Below are 14,839 nucleotides of genomic sequence, written 5' to 3' on the forward strand. Positions count from 1 at the left end.
TTTCCAGGCATTGGCGTAACTGTGAGGTGCCTATGAGGTTGTCTATACGGCGGGAGGCGTGCGTACAATGGCCGGTTGTATCACCATGGCCCTGTCAGACCAGTAGTAAAGGACTCTGCACACGTGTTTGGACTGTCAAAGCTGCTCCGTGCCGGTGAGGGGCGCACCGTCAAGCGTCTCGCCAAAATCGCCGATCAGGTGATGGCGCTCGACGACGAGTACTCCGCGCTGACCGATGAGGAGCTCAAGGGCAAGACCGCTGAGTTCAAGGAGAAGCTCGCCGACGGCGCAAGCCTGGATGACATCCTGCTCGACGCTTTCGCCACGGCCCGCGAGGCGTCGTGGCGTGTGCTGGGCCAAAAGCACTTCAAGGTGCAGATCATGGGTGGCGCCGCCCTGCACTTCGGCAACGTCGCCGAGATGAAAACGGGTGAAGGCAAGACCCTGACCTCCGTGCTGCCGGCGTACCTCAACGCCCTGTCGGGCAAAGGCGTCCACGTGGTGACGGTGAACGACTACCTGGCAAAGCGCGACGCTGAGATGATGGGCCGCGTGCACCACTTCCTGGGCCTGGAGGTGGGCGTGATCCTGTCCGACATGCGCCCGGCCGAGCGCAAAAAGGCGTACGACGCGGACATTACGTACGGCACCAACAACGAGCTCGGCTTCGACTACCTGCGCGACAACATGACGCGCTCCGTCAACGACATCGTCCAGCGTGGCCACAACTTCGCCATCGTGGATGAGGTGGACTCCATCCTCATCGACGAGGCCCGCACCCCGTTGATCATCTCCGGCCCGGTGGACGGCTCCAGCCAGTTCTACACCGTGTTTGCGCAGCTTGCCCCGCGCATGCGGGAGGGCATCCACTACGAGGTGGACCAGCGCAAGCGCACCGTGGGCATCTCCGAGGAGGGCGTGGAGTTCGTCGAGGACCAGCTGGGCATCGACAACCTCTACGCGCCGGAGCACTCGCAGCTGGTGAGCTACCTCAACAACGCCATCAAGGCGAAGGAGCTCTTCGAGCGCGACAAGGACTACATCATCCGCCAGGGCGAGGTGATGATCGTGGACGGCTTCACCGGCCGCGTGCTTGCGGGCCGCCGCTACAACGAGGGCATGCACCAGGCGATCGAGGCCAAGGAGCAGGTGGAGATCAAAAACGAGAACCAAACCCTCGCAACGGTGACGCTGCAGAACTACTTCCGCCTGTACGACAAGCTGTCCGGCATGACCGGTACCGCTGAGACCGAGGCGGCGGAGCTGCACCAGATTTACAAGATGGATGTCGTGCAGATCCCGCCGAACCGCCCGAACCAGCGCACGGACCGCGACGACCTGATTTACAAGACCCAGGAGGCCAAGTTCGCCGCAGTGGCGGAGGACATCGCGGAACACGTGGCCAAAGGCCAGCCCGTGCTGGTGGGCACCACCTCGGTGGAGCGCTCCGAATACCTGTCTCAGCTGCTCACACGCAAGGGCGTGGAGCACAACGTCCTCAACGCGAAGTACCACGAGGAAGAGGGCCGCATCATCGCCGAGGCCGGCCTGCCGGGCAAGGTGACGGTGTCCACCAACATGGCCGGCCGCGGTACCGATATCGTGCTTGGCGGCAACCCGGAAATCCTCCTGGACGCGAAGCTGCAGTCGCAGGGCCTGGATCCGTTCGAGGACGAGGAGCGCTACCAGGAGGCGTGGAACGAGCAGCTGCCCGTTGCCAAGGAGCGCTCGCAGCAGCTCGGCGACGAGGTGCGCGAGGCTGGCGGCCTGTACGTCATCGGCACTGAGCGCCACGAGTCGCGCCGCATCGACAACCAGCTGCGCGGCCGCTCCGGCCGCCAGGGTGACCCGGGTGAGACCCGTTTCTACCTTTCGATGCGCGACGAGCTGATGGTGCGCTTCGTCGGCCAGTCCATGGAGAACATGATGAACCGCCTCAACGTGCCGGATGATGTGCCGATTGAGGCAAAGATGGTTTCCAACGCGATCAAGGGTGCGCAGTCTCAGGTGGAAAACCAGAACTTTGAGATGCGCAAGAACGTGCTCAAGTACGACGAGGTGCTCAACGAGCAGCGCAAGGTGGTCTACCGCGAGCGCCAGGAGATCCTGGATTCGAAGGACATCGCCGGCCAGGTCCGCCGCATGATCGAGTCCACCATCGGCGCGTACGTGGACGGCGCGACTGCAGAGGGCTACGTGGAAGATTGGGATCTGGACGAGCTGTGGAACGCGCTTGATTCCCTGTACGGGCCGAATGTCAGCGCCCAGGAACTCATTGACGGCGACGAGTACGGCCGTGCAGGTGAGCTCACCTCCGACCAGCTGCGCCAGGCGCTTATCGACGACGCTAACGCCCAGTACGACAACCTGGAGGAGAACATCTCCGCCATCGGCGGCGAGGAGCAAATGCGCAACTTGGAGCGCATGGTGATTCTGCCGATCATCGACACGAAGTGGCGCGAGCACCTCTACGAGATGGACTACCTGAAGGAAGGCATCGGCCTTCGCGCGATGGCGCAGCGCGACCCGCTGGTGGAGTACCAGAAGGAGGGCGGCGACATGTTCAACGCGATGAACGAGGCCGTCCAAGAGGAGACCGTGCGCCAGCTGTTCGCCATGCGCAAGCAGTTTGAAAACCAAGCCCCCGCTGAACAGACCGCAGAAGCGGGCGGCTCCACGGTGGTCTAGTTGCGATAGCTTGGCGACGAGCTGACGCTAGAGCACCTTAAAGGAGACGAGTTTGCCGCCTTCGATTTTGGCGGCGTAGGCCTTCTTGGTGCCGTCGGCGGCTTGGACGGTGCCGAAAAATTCTCCACCCTCGCGGGTGTGGCAGGTGAGTACCCTCACCTTGCCCTGCGCGGGGGTGGTGGGCGTTTTCGCCGTGGTGAGTGCGGCGGCGCGCTGCCTTGCGCGGATGTGTGCGCGTACCGCTGGGGCGAAGCGCCAGGCCATCATGGAGGTCGCCCGGTCTTGGCTCAGGGCGGCGGTGAGGGCTTCGGTGACAACGGGGTCCGCATCACGCTCCGGCCCGGTCGAGCCGGGCACGGGCCGTGGGGGCGTTCCCGTTGGGGTAGCCGACCTAGCCGAGGTGGGGCTGGTGCGAGGCACGAGCACCTGAACGTGCCGGTGGCCCGGGGCGGTGTAGTACATGCGTGGTGGTTCTCCCTCACTCTTGGGCGCCTCGCGTTGGGCAGGCGGCGCGCGGTGGAGGGGGACGGGCTGGCTGCGGGGTAGGTATCATTGTCCACGTTCGCAGCCGCCCGTGTAAAGGGTGTGCTCACTAAAGTACGCATCCGCGAGGCAACAAACGAAAGAGGGTTTCCGTGCAGGGCTTGATCATCGACTACGCAGGCGTGTTGGACACCGGTGCAGAGGACGAAAAGCGCTGGAAGACCCTGATCCGGGCGGTGAAGGACAAAGACATCGCCGTGGGGATCCTGTCCAATGAGGAGGGCGACGGCGAGGCGGCTGAGAAGATCCGCGAGTGGGAATTCGGCGGCGTGGTTGACGCGGTCGTGCTCTCCGGCGAGATCGGGGCGGAGAAGCCGGAGCGCGCGGCGTTCCAGGCTGCCGCAGACGCGGTCGGGGTGGAGCTCAACGAGTGCGTCATGATCGACGACGACATTATGAATGTCCGCGCCGCAGTGGAGTACGACATGATCGGCATCCTGCACACCGCCATCGACCGCACCGCGGTGGAGATCCAGTCCCTGTTTGATATCGAGGGCGAGTTTTAATGCGCGTTTACCTCCCTGCCACGTTCGGCATGCTGGCCTCGCTCGAAGAGCATCGTCTGATCCATGCCCGCAACGGCTGGGCGTTCGCCGCCACCGAGGCGCTGCACGAGTTCTTCACCTCCGGCGATGAGGAGGAGATTGAGGCGGTGGCGTTCGACGATGCGGCGCTCGCGTCGATCCGCTTGCTGGCAATCGGCGACGAGGAGCGCCACCCGCACCGCCGCGTGGTTATCTCCGCTGACGTGCCCGACGCCGAAGCCACCGCCGACCCGGAGATGGGCGAATCGGTGGTGAAGCTCGCAGGCCCGGTCAAGCTCGAAGACGTCGCGGCAATCCACGTGGATATCGCGGAGGCAGAAGAGGCTACGGCGAGGGCCATTGAGGTCGTGGACGCCGCTGACCTCGGAGACGAGGACGCCGAGTTGACGGTGGGTGACGCCCAGGACAACTACATGGCGTTCTACGATCCGAGCGAGCTACCTGTCCTCGTCGAGCTGCTTTAACTCCCACTCGTTATTGGAGTGCAGGGCCTTCAGCAGGCCTCGCACCGCTGCCGCGCGGCGGCCGACGGGGGAGTCGGGGTCAAGCTCGTCCCATGCGCACTCGGGGTCCGCTGGCGGGCCGAGGTGGGTGCAGCCTCGCGGGCAGCGCTCCGCGGCCTCCGCGAGATCTGGAAACACGCCGACAATCTGCTCTGGGGCGACGTGGGCCAGTCCAAAAGAGCGGATGCCTGGGGTGTCGATGATCCAGCCCCCGCCGGGAACCTCCAGCGCAACAGACTGAGTGGAGGTGTGACGGCCCTTGCCCACGCCTGAGACCTCGCCCGTCTCCCGGTCCGCGTCCGGCACGATCCGGTTGACCAAGGTGGATTTCCCTACGCCGGAGTGACCGATCAGGGCGGACACACGCCCGGCGATGAGTGCGCGGAGTTGTTCCACACCGTCTTCTACGCCGGTGCGCAGAACCTCCACCCCCATCGCGGCCAGTTCGCGTTCGAAGTCCGACGGGTCCGCCAGGTCGGTCTTCGTCACACACACGACGGGGGTGACACCACCTACGAAGGAGGCGATGAGCGCGCGCTCGACGAACCCGGTGCGCGGCGGCGGGTCGGCGGCTGCCACGACGATGAGCATGAGCTGCGCGTTGGCCACGATGATGCGCTCGTACGGGTCTGTGTCGTCGGCTGTGCGGCGCAAGACCGAGGTGCGGTCTTCGCGTTTGACTATGCGCGCAAGGGTGTCCTTGTCCCCGGAGGTGTCGCCGACCACCCCCACGCGGTCGCCTACCTCGATGGAGGTGCGCTTCAGTTCGCGGGCACGGGTGCACTGCACGCGGGTGCCGCTCCCGTCCAACACCACGCCCCAGCGCCCGCGGTCTTTGGCCACTACGAGGCCAAACTCCGCGTCGTCGTGAGTGGGGCGGTTCTTCGAGCGCGGGCGGGACCCTTTCCCGGGGCGCACGCGCACATCGGATTCGTCGTAGTCGGCGAAGCTGCGGCCCATTACTGCGCCACCACTCCCGCCCACATGTCGGAGAACCCGGGCAGGGTCTTGGACGTGGTGCCGATGTTTTCCACCTCAACCCCCTTGGTGACAAGCCCGATGATGGCGCCGGCGGTAGCCATGCGGTGGTCGTCGTAGGTGTGCCATACCCCGCCGCGCATACGCGTTGGGGTGATGCGCAGCCCATCGCCGAGCTCCTCGCAGCGGCCGCCCAGCCCGTTGATCTCGTTGGAGAGTGCGGACAGGCGGTCGGTTTCGTGGCCGCGCAGGTGCGCGATGCCGGTGATCTCCGTCGCAGTGGTGGCGCATGCCGCGATGGCGGCGACGGTGGGGGCAAGCTCGCCGATGTCGCTCATGTCGAGGCGGATGCCACGCAGGCGCCCCGGTTCCGGGCCGCGCACTCGCAGGGTGTGGCCGGCACCGTCCGCAACCAGCTCCACCTCACAGCCCATGCGTTCCAAAATGGAGATCATGGTCGCGCCCGGCTGGGTGGTCACAACAGGCCAGTGCGGGATGCGTACCTCGCCGCCGGTGACCGCAGCGGCAGCCAAGAACGGCGCGGCGTTGGAGAGGTCCGGCTCAATCACCCAATGGGTCCCGCAGATCGCCTGCGGCTCCACTGTCCAGGAGTTGACGCTCGCCTCCACCTTCACGCCGGCGTCTGCGAGCATGGCCACCGTCATTTCGATGTGCGGCATGGACGGTAGCGGGCCGCCGGTGTGGCGGATCTGCACGCCGCGCTCGAACCGCGGTGCGGAGAGCAACAGACCGGAGACAAACTGGGAGGAAGCAGAGGCGTCGATTTCGACGGGGCCGCCTTCGGCGCGGCCGTTGCCGTGGACGGTCACCGGCAATGTCTCGCCCGCCACGGATGCTCCGAGTGTGCGCAGAGCGTCCAAGATGGTGGACATGGGGCGGTTGCGGGCGTGGGCGTCGCCGTCGAAAAGCACGGGGCCATCGGCGAACACCGCCACAGGTGGGACAAACCGCATCACCGTGCCGGCCAAGCCGCAATCGACGGTCGCGCCGTGCAGTTTGCCCGGAGTGACGTGGATGGTCTCGCCGTCGTGCTCGATCCGCGTGCCCATCGCGGTCAGGGCGGCCTCCATCAGGTCCGTGTCGCGGGAGCGCAGTGCGCCCGTGATCGTGGAGGGGCCAGACGCGAGCGCCGAGAGGATGTAGGCGCGGTTGGTCATCGATTTGGACCCGGGCACCTCTTGGGTGTGGGCGATCGGGCTGGGGTGGAACGGCGCGGGCCACATCTCGGTCATGCGGGCAATAATAATGGAGGGCATGTGCGGACGATTCGTTCTTTTCACTTCCGGCGACGACCTCATGGAGGCGGTGGCCGCCCTGCCCGGTATTGCGGAGGTGCAGGCCCCCGACGGGACCCCGCCGCCGCGCTACAACATCGCTCCCACCCAGCAGGTGCCGTTGATTCGGATCGCCGAGAGCGAAGCGCGTATCGACGCCGCGCGGTGGGGCCTTCTGCCCAGCTGGAAAAAGGACGAGACCGGCCCGCCGCTGTTCAACGCCCGCGGTGAGACCGTGGCGGAGAAGCCATCATTCCGAAGCGCGTTTAAGGCGCGCCGCGGGCTGATGGTGTTGGACGGCTACTACGAGTGGAAGGCGACCGAAAACGGCAAGCAGCCCTACTTCGTGCGTGCGGAAGACGGCATGCTCTACGCCGCGGCGCTTTGGGAAACCGGGCTGGGGCGCCTGTCCACGACGATGGTGACCACCGATGCGGCAGACAGCATGGCCTGGCTACACCACCGCTTGCCACTGTTCCTGCGCGAGGATGAAATCCGGCAGTGGGTCGAGGGAACACCCGAGGACGCCCTGGATCTGGTGCGCCCGTCGCGCGTGGCGGAGAGCTTGGTGTGGAACGAGGCCGCCCAGGAGGTGGGTAACACCCGCCACGATTACGCGGAGCTTATGGGACGCTGATCGGCGCAAACCTGGCGCCCGTGAGCGCGGCGAGGTCGGCGGGGCGCAGACGAGCCGATAGCCCGCGTTGGCCGGCGGAGACGGTGATGGCGGGCAGGTCGGCCACGGAGGCGTCGATAAGCGTCGGCAGCGCGTGCAACGTGCCCAGAGGAGAGATGCCGCCGACGACGTAGCCGGTGGCCCGCTGCGCTTTGGCGGGATCGGCCATCTCTGCGCGCTTCCACCCCAGAGCCTTCGCCGCAGCTTTCAACGACAGGTGCCCGGCTACCGGCACGCAACATATTGCCAAGTCGCGCTCATGGGCGATCACCAGGGTTTTCAACACCGCTGCCGGGTCCAGTCCGAGTTCCACCGCGGCGTGCTCGCCGAAGTGATCTTGGCTGGGGGAGTACGTGAGCACATCGTGCTCGGTGTTGTGCAGTGCGGTCAGCGCGCGGGTTTTCTCGGCCATGGGGACAGCGTAGCGGCGGCGGTGGGTGGCCCTACAATGGCGTGCATGCCCGAAACCGAGCCAGATTACGGCGTGAGCGATGACCTGAAGGCGCGCTTCAACCGCGAAGCGATGCCGCTTTTGGACCAGCTGTACGGCGGTGCGCTGCGCATGACGCGCAACCCGCAGGACGCCGAGGACTTGGTGCAAGAGACCTATTTAAAGGCCTACAAGAATTTCGGCAGCTTCACCCCGGGCACCAACCTCAAGGCGTGGCTGTACCGGATCATGACCAACACGTACATCAACTCCTACCGCAAGAAGCAGCGCAGCCCCCTGGTGACCTCCGCAGACGAGGTGACGGACAACCAGCTGTACACGTCGAGCTCCCACGACTCCACAGGTCTGGAATCCGCAGAGGTTGAGGCGCTGAAGGCTATGCCGAACTCGCGCATCTCTGACGCCCTTAACGCGTTGAATGAGGACTACCGCATGGTGGTTTACTACGCGGACGTGGAGGGCTTGGCGTACAAGGAGATCGCGGAGGTGATGGACATTCCCATCGGCACTGTCATGAGCCGCCTGCACCGGGGAAGAAAACAGCTTCGTGGGATGTTGAAAGACGTGGCACAAGAGCGGGGCATCGGCCTTGACCATGCAGACATGGCTGGTACGCCCGATGCGCCCGCCACCGCACAGGACGCGAAGGAGAAGTAATGTCCACCGGACACACCCACACCGGCGCTCACGGCTGCGAAGCTACCCACCGTTTGCTGTGCGAGCTCTTCGACGAGGACACCACTGCGGAGCGGCGCGAGGCCATCACAAGCGACCTCGCTTCTTGCCCGGAGTGCATGGCTATCGCGCGTTCGGAGCGCGACGTACGCGCGATGGTGCGCGATTGTTGTGGTCCCGCCAAGGCGCCGGAGCCGCTGCGCCAGCGCATCATCGCCTCTATCACCACGGTTACTTACACAGAGGTGCAATACCGTTAGATTCACGCTCTGGTACTCGCAGCATCGCTGCACGTCCGGCGGTTGTCCGGACGAAATCACTGCCCGTAGCCTGCTGGCTGCGGGTTTTTTGCTGGGCAATTGGGGGTTCTTTGCTAGGAAACTGATGCGTTCGAGCGACCGGGGGTAAAAAGCGGGGGTGACGTGTAACGCGAAAGTGGTGAACAATCCGCGGATCTTTGAACAATCCGGCGCGATCCCCCCTCCGATACAGGCGATTTCCCCACCCTGAGAGAAAGTAAGTTATGTAGATAAAAAGAAACTGCAGGTGAGCGCCCTGAAATAGAGATGGCCTAAAAAATTACCCGAGAGTGCATAATTTACATAATCCATAGATTGTTCAACCATCCACCAGTGGCCGGTAGATGATCGTTGAACAATGTCCGCGCGGGGTCCGGAAGGCAGGTTGGATTGATGAACAATCCGCAGTCCAGAATGGATGGAAACGTTGAACAATCCGGAAAGAATGTTCAACGATCCGGTCGCTTTTCTGCGGGCTTTCGGTGCGGTTTACCTGCGCATACTTGGTGCATAAACTGTGGGTTGTAACAAAGAGAACAAACCCCACCGGGCACCCCGGAACCGAGACCAAGGAGCAATCGAGATGCGAGCCGCATTCCGAAACAGTGTCGCAGCAGCCCTCGCCGCAGCAATCGCCTTCTCTGGTGTGAACGTCGCAGAGGCAGCGTCCGAGATCGAGATTGCTCCCATCACCACTAACACCGGTGGCCTCGTAGATTCGGACGGCGACGGAATCCCGGACATCTGGGAGGAAGAGGGTGTTGTCCTCGCCGACGGTACGGAGATCCCGTTACCGGACTGGGGAGCGGACCCCCACCGGCCGGACCTGTTCCTGCAGCTGAACTGGATGGGCTCGGAGTATGACAGCCTGGACTGCGCTCGTCGCGAGGTGCGCGAGTGCGCGCAGGCCAACCGCAAGTCCTATGCCCCGGCCACGCGGTCCCTGGATGAACTGGTGGACCTGTTCGACGCTCACGGCATCAACCTGCACATCGATGCCGGCGATTACTACTCCAACATCCCGAACTACCGCGACCGCTTCGGTGGTGAAACGCTGGAATTCCGCCCCGCCTACTTTGACGGTCGCACCCCCGAGGGCATCCAGCTGGTCCAAACAGTGCAGGATCTCGGGCCGCGCAACAATATCTTCCGCCCTGGTGTGATCGGGGATCGCATGCGCTACGGCTCCAACAGCACCGGACTCTCGCTGGTCGGCGACAACTCTTTCTACGTAGCCAACCCGGGGATGAAAGCTTCGGAAGAGCAGCTGCGCAACTCGATCCTCCACGAGTTTGGCCACACCCTCGGTCTGCGCCACTGGGGTGCCCAGGAGGAGACCGCCAGCATTCCTGATCGGGCGCCGATGCAGTCCGGCTACCACTCGGTGATGAACTACGACTACCAGTTCTCAAACTTCAACTACTCGGAGCAGGCGTACTTCGCCGACACCCCCAACGGCAAAGTGTTCGTACCGGCCGACTGGGACATGCTCAAGCTCGACAACCCGCGTATCGGTGCCTACGCCAAGTCCATCGGTGCCCGGGTGCAGGTAGCTGACGAGGTTGAGGTGGAGCAGCCGAAGCAGAGCCTCGAGGTTGAGCGCATGGAGCCAGTGGAGGTTGCAGATAACGCCTCTGCCGAGATCGCTGCCCAGGACGACAAGGATGACGCGGTGGCCCTTCTGGGTACGGTCCCCGCAGACCAAACGGCAGCTGAGCAGCCCGCGAAGGCGGACAACGTCCAGCCGGTCAAGCAGGCAAAGGCGGCGCACGAAGAAGCGCCGAAGCAGGCTGCTGGCCCGAACATCGCGGCCATTATCGGCGGAGTTGTTGCCGCGCTGGCCATCCTCGGACTTGGTGCCGGCTTCCTGATGATGCAGTAGGGGCGAGAAAACACATAAGTAAGGGCCCTTCCCGAGTGGGAAGGGCCCTTACTTATGTGCGTCGCGCTTATGCGTTAGGGCGCTTACCGCGGTTAGCGCTCTTCTTGCGACGATCCTTGCGCTTGCGACCACGCTTGCTCATGGGGGCCTCCTTTAGCCATGGGTACCGGTTACAGGTGTTCCACTGTATCGCCCGGCACTCCCCGGCGGGTAATCCGGAGGCGAGTTACGCCGAGAGGCGAGCGCGGTTGCGTGCGCGAGCCTTGTTGCGGCGCTTCAGGGCGCGGCGCTCCTCCTCGGACAGGCCGCCCCAGACACCGGCGTCCTGGCCGGTTTCAAGTGCCCACTTCAGGCACTGGGAGGTGACGGGGCAGCGGTGGCAGACCAGCTTCGCCTGGGCGATCTGGCTCAGGGCCGGGCCGGAGTTGCCGACGGGGAAGAACAGTTCCGGGTCCTCGTCGCGGCAAATAGCTTCGTGGCGCCAATCCATGATGACTCTCCTTAGAATCGAAATGCGTGTGTTGTGTCCATGTGCAATTACGTGCGCACCACAAACACCCGCGCGAAGCGGATGCGTTGCAAACGAAGTTTGATTCCTGGTGCCGGGCGGAGTTCCCCGTTGGAGGCGGGGCCCGTCTTCCGGTTTACCGGGCGTTAACCCTGTGGTGGCCTAGGGTTAAGGGCTGTGTAACCAGCCCGTTATTTTTGCTACCCGAAAATAATGGCATGTTCACCTACACCGCGCTAGGGGAGCGGGCCAAATTGTGACGGGAATCATAGAATGTAACCCATTATTTGCCGCTGGGAGTGTAGCGCGCAGCCCTAAGACCAGGTGCGGATCTGGGTTCTGAACTGGGAAAACCGAGTTGTCCTAGGCGAGTAGGAAGCGTCAAATCACAGATGCGACTGGGGGTACGCCGGTGCAGGGCATAGACTCCGTGGATGTGGAAACTACCAATGAACCCGACCAGACAGTCCCGGGAACCGTTCCCGCCGTCATGCGTTTCAGCGCGATTGTCGTCCTGGTGCAGTGCGCCGCCATGTTCGCTTACGCAGCCAGTCTGATCGTCTCCCAATTCACCGACCACACATCGACATTGGAATCTGAGTCGGCCGCGGCGAACTACGTGAACATCGGCACAGCAACCTTCTTGGTCATCATCTTCGGCTTCGTGGGATACGCAGCGGTCTCGACTCTCAAAGGCAATCCGCGGGCAACAGGCGCGGTGGTGCTGGTGGAGGCGATTTTGGCCGGGGTAGCCGTCTATATGTTCCGCGGGGGTGTCCCGCTGCTCGGCGCCGCAACGTTAGCGTCGGCCGTGCTGGCGCTCGTCGGCATCTTTCACCCGGCATCGCGCGACTACAACGAGGCGCGGTACGCGCAGCGAAAAGCGAGACGCTAGGTGCTGCGCTGCGCAGGAGAGGCTGTGCACCAGGGGGAAGTCGGAATTGCTAGGTGTTCGCCCTTAATACGACCACCTGGTCGCCTCGCTTTTCCACCACAGTCGCACCCGCGGACGTAATGTGCACCGGGCCGGTGTAGCCTCCCCGGTCAACGGGAATGATCGTGTCCACCGCATTTTTATCCCAATCCACTACGGCGATTCCGCTGTCAGAGGCGTAGAGCAGCTTTTCTCCTGCGGAGAAACCGGTACCCAGCGCCCCCTGGAACACGCCGGTAACCGCGAGGGCGGCGGGCTCCATGAGCAGCAGGGAATTATTCTCCCAATACGTCATATGGTGCGGAAGATCCGCCACCGGCAAGTTTTTGATAATCCCGTCCGGGCCAACTTCCGGGCTATCCATCTGGGGCACCGAGGACGAGCTGATGCTCGTGCCTTCCTTGTTGTACCCGCGCACTTCAGACGCAGTTGGGTCGTAGACAGCTGCTGCGTCTTGGGAGATAGCCACCAGGTAGGCGTCCGGGCTGATCTCGACGTCCGCAAGGACCTCTGGCTTCCGTGAATCCTCCGGGGTGGCCTCCTGCAAGCGCAAAAACGCGCCATCGTCGCACACCTCTGTCACCGCCACCAGCTCGGTGCGGGTGAGCGCGGAAGTAATGGTGCACTCGTGCGGCTGCATGTCCGGCTCCTGCTTGGCCTCCACATAGCCGTACTCCACCGTGCGAACGAGGTCTGAGCGCCACACCTCGGCACGCTCTGAGCTCGCGTAGCCCACGCGGTCATTGGAGGCCAGACGGACGACGCGTTCCGGCGCAATGGCTGAGCGGGTGCCGGCGTAGGTGCCCGTCTTCGCGTCTATCGCCACCACATCCCCGCAACCGGCGTTGTCGCGGTAGGTGGCCACAACTTTGCCCCACGCCTGGTCCACAAGACATAGCTCGTTCGGCCGCTCGTACGTCCACACCGTCTCGCCTTCCGGCGTGGTGGCCGTCAACGTGTGGTCGTTGTAGGTGACAACCAAACCGTTGGCCACGAGGGGCTGGTCGCGCCCGGACGTATCGGTCAGCGTGAACCCCTCGCTGAACGACTTCGGCACCACGGCCAACTGGCCGTAATCCTGCTGCTCCTCCTCGGCGGATACCAAATGCGCGTCACGCGCGGGAGCAGTGAAAAAGGCGGTGCCCAGCAGCAGCGCTGAGACGCCTGCGATCACTCCGGTAGCGATCAGATCGCCGCGGGTGCGACGCAGGGGAGTATTCATCGCCGTTTCCTTCCTGAAGGCTTTGCTGGTCGTGCCCCGAGCACTTTACGCGGGTGGCCGACCCGTTCAGTAGCTGAGTCCGGGATGTTCAGCGCCGCACGCAGCTCGGGCGAGGTGGAGAACCATTCCGGCAAGTCGCGGGCGCCGAGCGACAGCTCGTCGTTAATAGCTTCCCACTTGCGCACCTCGTCGTACCCGACCAAGGTCACAGCCGTGCCCTTCTTGCCAGCGCGGCCAGTGCGGCCGATGCGGTGCACATACGTCATCGGATCATCCGGAGTCTGGAAGTTGATTACGTGGGTCACATCCTCCACGTCGATGCCCCGGGCCGCCACATCGGTGGCGACGAGGATGTCGGCGGAGCCACGTCGAAAAGCGTCGAGCGCCGCCTCTCGAGCTCGCTGCCCCAGGTCACCGTGCACCGCCGCGACGGTGAAGCCGCGTTGGGCAAGGTCGTCTGCGAGTTCCGCCGCAGACCGCTTCGTGCGGGCGAAAATGATGGTGCGCCCCCGCCCACGTGCCTGCAAGATCCGGGCGACCACCTCGGTTTTGTCCATGCGGTGAGATTTCAGCGCCACTTGGCGGGTGGTGTCGTGGGTGCTCGGCGCGTCTGCCGCCTCGGCGCGGATATGCACCGGCTTGCGCATCTTCGAACGCGCCAACGTGAGAATGGTCCCGGGCATGGTGGCGGAGAACAGCATCGTTTGCGCGTCCTGGCGTACCGCGGCCCACAGCTTCTCAATGTCGGGCAGAAAACCCATGTCCAACATTTCATCGGCCTCGTCGAGGACCAAGATGGCAACGGCGGACAGCGTCAGATCGCCGCGCTCGTACAAATCGATCAGGCGGCCGGGCGTACCGACGATCACGTCGACTCCGTCGTGCAACGCGGCAATCTGATCTTCATAGGGCGTGCCGCCGTAGATGGTGGCTACCCTCACCGGGGTCAGCGACGCCGCGTGGGCGAGGTCCTCCCCGACCTGCACCGCCAACTCGCGGGTGGGGACGACAACCATCGCCCGCGGGGTGCCGTCGAGTTCTTCGATGTCCGCGTCATCGAAAACCCGGTCCAACAGCGGCACCCCGAAACCCAAGGTTTTGCCCATTCCGGTGCGGGCCTGGCCGATGATGTCGCGGCCCATCAACGCCCGGGGCAGTGTGAGCTCCTGGATAGAAAACGGCCGGACGATGCCGCGCTGCGCGAGCGCCTCTGCGATCTCGGCGGCGACACCTAGCTGAGAGAATGTCGGCGCAGGTGTCTGAGCGCCGTTACGGGGGCGGTTGCGAACTCTCTCAGCTGAATGGGGCACGCGTTCATCCTAGCGGCAGGCCGTTACAATAGGGCCACTGTTGCAGAGCGGAATACCGCTGAAGCGAATGATGTGAAGGACAGTGAGCGACACAATGGATATCAAGATCGGCCTCGCAGACAGCCCGCGCGAACTGACAATCAAACTCCCTGAGGGGCAGGAGGACATCATCGCCACCGTCGAACAGGCGATTAGCGGCGGCCAGGCCACGCTGAAGGTCGAGGACGACAAGGGGCGCATCTACCTGATCCGCACGGACCGCATCGTGTACGTGGAGCAGGGAACTGCCGCGGCCCGGTCTGTCGGATTCATGCGCTAAATTACGCTTTC

General features: G+C 63.9%; 17 protein-coding genes. 9 read left to right on the forward strand and 8 right to left on the reverse strand.

Annotated features, from left to right (window positions below):
* Positions 1 to 123 precede the first annotated feature (123 nt).
* Positions 124 to 2,688 carry a preprotein translocase subunit SecA gene (gene secA, locus HMA55_RS10460; RefSeq protein WP_181192991.1) on the forward strand — a complete coding sequence of 855 codons (2,565 nt, stop codon included), beginning with the start codon at positions 124 to 126 and terminating at the stop codon, positions 2,686 to 2,688.
* A gap of 27 nt (positions 2,689 to 2,715) precedes the next feature.
* On the opposite strand, the gene HMA55_RS10465 is transcribed toward secA, so the two are convergent.
* Positions 2,716 to 3,045 carry a hypothetical protein gene (locus tag HMA55_RS10465; protein ID WP_235961950.1) on the reverse strand — a complete coding sequence of 110 codons (330 nt, stop codon included), beginning with the start codon at positions 3,043 to 3,045 and terminating at the stop codon, positions 2,716 to 2,718.
* Positions 3,046 to 3,323: 278 nt separating this feature from the next.
* On the opposite strand from HMA55_RS10465, the gene HMA55_RS10470 reads away from it, so the two are divergent.
* Both HMA55_RS10470 and HMA55_RS10475 read left to right on the forward strand, forming a co-directional pair.
* Complete coding sequence (locus HMA55_RS10470) at positions 3,324 to 3,737, forward strand: HAD-IA family hydrolase (RefSeq protein WP_181192993.1); 414 nt, start codon at positions 3,324 to 3,326, stop codon at positions 3,735 to 3,737.
* The gene (locus HMA55_RS10475) at positions 3,737 to 4,240 is read left to right on the forward strand and encodes a DUF6912 family protein (RefSeq protein WP_181192994.1); all 504 of its coding nucleotides are present in this window, start codon (positions 3,737 to 3,739) and stop codon (positions 4,238 to 4,240) included. The genes HMA55_RS10470 and HMA55_RS10475 overlap by 1 nt, the downstream gene beginning before the upstream one ends.
* Here the strand turns inward: HMA55_RS10475 and rsgA are convergent.
* The gene (rsgA, locus tag HMA55_RS10480; RefSeq protein WP_181192995.1) at positions 4,214 to 5,239 is read right to left on the reverse strand and encodes a ribosome small subunit-dependent GTPase A; all 1,026 of its coding nucleotides are present in this window, start codon (positions 5,237 to 5,239) and stop codon (positions 4,214 to 4,216) included. The genes HMA55_RS10475 and rsgA overlap by 27 nt on opposite strands.
* Positions 5,239 to 6,510, reverse strand: coding sequence for a 3-phosphoshikimate 1-carboxyvinyltransferase (gene aroA, locus HMA55_RS10485; protein ID WP_181192996.1), 1,272 nt, complete (start codon positions 6,508 to 6,510; stop codon positions 5,239 to 5,241). Before aroA ends, rsgA begins: the two co-directional genes overlap by 1 nt.
* A 22-nt stretch (positions 6,511 to 6,532) precedes the next feature.
* Between aroA and HMA55_RS10490 the strand changes: the two genes are divergently transcribed.
* Positions 6,533 to 7,189 (forward strand): SOS response-associated peptidase, encoded by a 657-nt coding sequence (locus tag HMA55_RS10490; protein ID WP_181192997.1) that lies wholly within the window; start codon positions 6,533 to 6,535, stop codon positions 7,187 to 7,189.
* On the opposite strand, the gene HMA55_RS10495 is transcribed toward HMA55_RS10490, so the two are convergent.
* Positions 7,176 to 7,640 (reverse strand): aminoacyl-tRNA deacylase, encoded by a 465-nt coding sequence (locus HMA55_RS10495; RefSeq protein WP_181192998.1) that lies wholly within the window; start codon positions 7,638 to 7,640, stop codon positions 7,176 to 7,178. The two genes, HMA55_RS10490 and HMA55_RS10495, sit on opposite strands and share 14 nt — an antisense overlap.
* 45 nt (positions 7,641 to 7,685) lie before the next feature.
* Between HMA55_RS10495 and HMA55_RS10500 the strand changes: the two genes are divergently transcribed.
* The 3 genes from HMA55_RS10500 (at position 7,686) to HMA55_RS10510 (ending at position 10,535) form a co-directional block, all read left to right on the forward strand.
* Complete coding sequence (locus HMA55_RS10500; RefSeq protein WP_181192999.1) at positions 7,686 to 8,336, forward strand: sigma-70 family RNA polymerase sigma factor; 651 nt, start codon at positions 7,686 to 7,688, stop codon at positions 8,334 to 8,336.
* A complete protein-coding gene (locus tag HMA55_RS10505) occupies positions 8,336 to 8,614 on the forward strand; it encodes a mycothiol system anti-sigma-R factor (RefSeq protein WP_181193000.1) in 279 nt (92 codons plus the stop codon). Before HMA55_RS10500 ends, HMA55_RS10505 begins: the two co-directional genes overlap by 1 nt.
* 622 nt (positions 8,615 to 9,236) lie before the next feature.
* Entirely contained in the window at positions 9,237 to 10,535 is a 1,299-nt protein-coding gene (locus HMA55_RS10510; protein ID WP_181193001.1) for a hypothetical protein, read from the forward strand.
* 67 nt (positions 10,536 to 10,602) lie between these two features.
* On the opposite strand, the gene HMA55_RS11570 is transcribed toward HMA55_RS10510, so the two are convergent.
* Both HMA55_RS11570 and HMA55_RS10515 read right to left on the reverse strand, forming a co-directional pair.
* On the reverse strand, positions 10,603 to 10,677 hold the full coding sequence (locus HMA55_RS11570; RefSeq protein WP_100227335.1) for a 50S ribosomal protein bL37: 75 nt from the start codon (positions 10,675 to 10,677) through the stop codon (positions 10,603 to 10,605).
* Between the two features lie 84 nt (positions 10,678 to 10,761).
* On the reverse strand, positions 10,762 to 11,025 hold the full coding sequence (locus tag HMA55_RS10515; RefSeq protein ID WP_034997533.1) for a WhiB family transcriptional regulator: 264 nt from the start codon (positions 11,023 to 11,025) through the stop codon (positions 10,762 to 10,764).
* Between the two features lie 454 nt (positions 11,026 to 11,479).
* Between HMA55_RS10515 and HMA55_RS10520 the strand changes: the two genes are divergently transcribed.
* Entirely contained in the window at positions 11,480 to 11,938 is a 459-nt protein-coding gene (locus HMA55_RS10520; RefSeq protein ID WP_257802603.1) for a hypothetical protein, read from the forward strand.
* A gap of 49 nt (positions 11,939 to 11,987) precedes the next feature.
* On the opposite strand, the gene HMA55_RS10525 is transcribed toward HMA55_RS10520, so the two are convergent.
* Positions 11,988 to 13,199, reverse strand: a complete 1,212-nt coding sequence (locus HMA55_RS10525; RefSeq protein ID WP_181193002.1) for an Rv3212 family protein — start codon at positions 13,197 to 13,199, stop codon at positions 11,988 to 11,990.
* On the reverse strand, positions 13,196 to 14,509 hold the full coding sequence (locus tag HMA55_RS10530; protein ID WP_181193003.1) for a DEAD/DEAH box helicase: 1,314 nt from the start codon (positions 14,507 to 14,509) through the stop codon (positions 13,196 to 13,198). The genes HMA55_RS10525 and HMA55_RS10530 overlap by 4 nt, the downstream gene beginning before the upstream one ends.
* Positions 14,510 to 14,603: 94 nt before the next feature.
* Between HMA55_RS10530 and HMA55_RS10535 the strand changes: the two genes are divergently transcribed.
* The gene (locus tag HMA55_RS10535; RefSeq protein WP_181193004.1) at positions 14,604 to 14,828 is read left to right on the forward strand and encodes a DUF3107 domain-containing protein; all 225 of its coding nucleotides are present in this window, start codon (positions 14,604 to 14,606) and stop codon (positions 14,826 to 14,828) included.
* Positions 14,829 to 14,839 lie beyond the last annotated feature (11 nt).

The organism is Corynebacterium wankanglinii (genome assembly GCF_013601005.1).
Lineage (GTDB): Bacteria > Actinomycetota > Actinomycetes > Mycobacteriales > Mycobacteriaceae > Corynebacterium > Corynebacterium wankanglinii.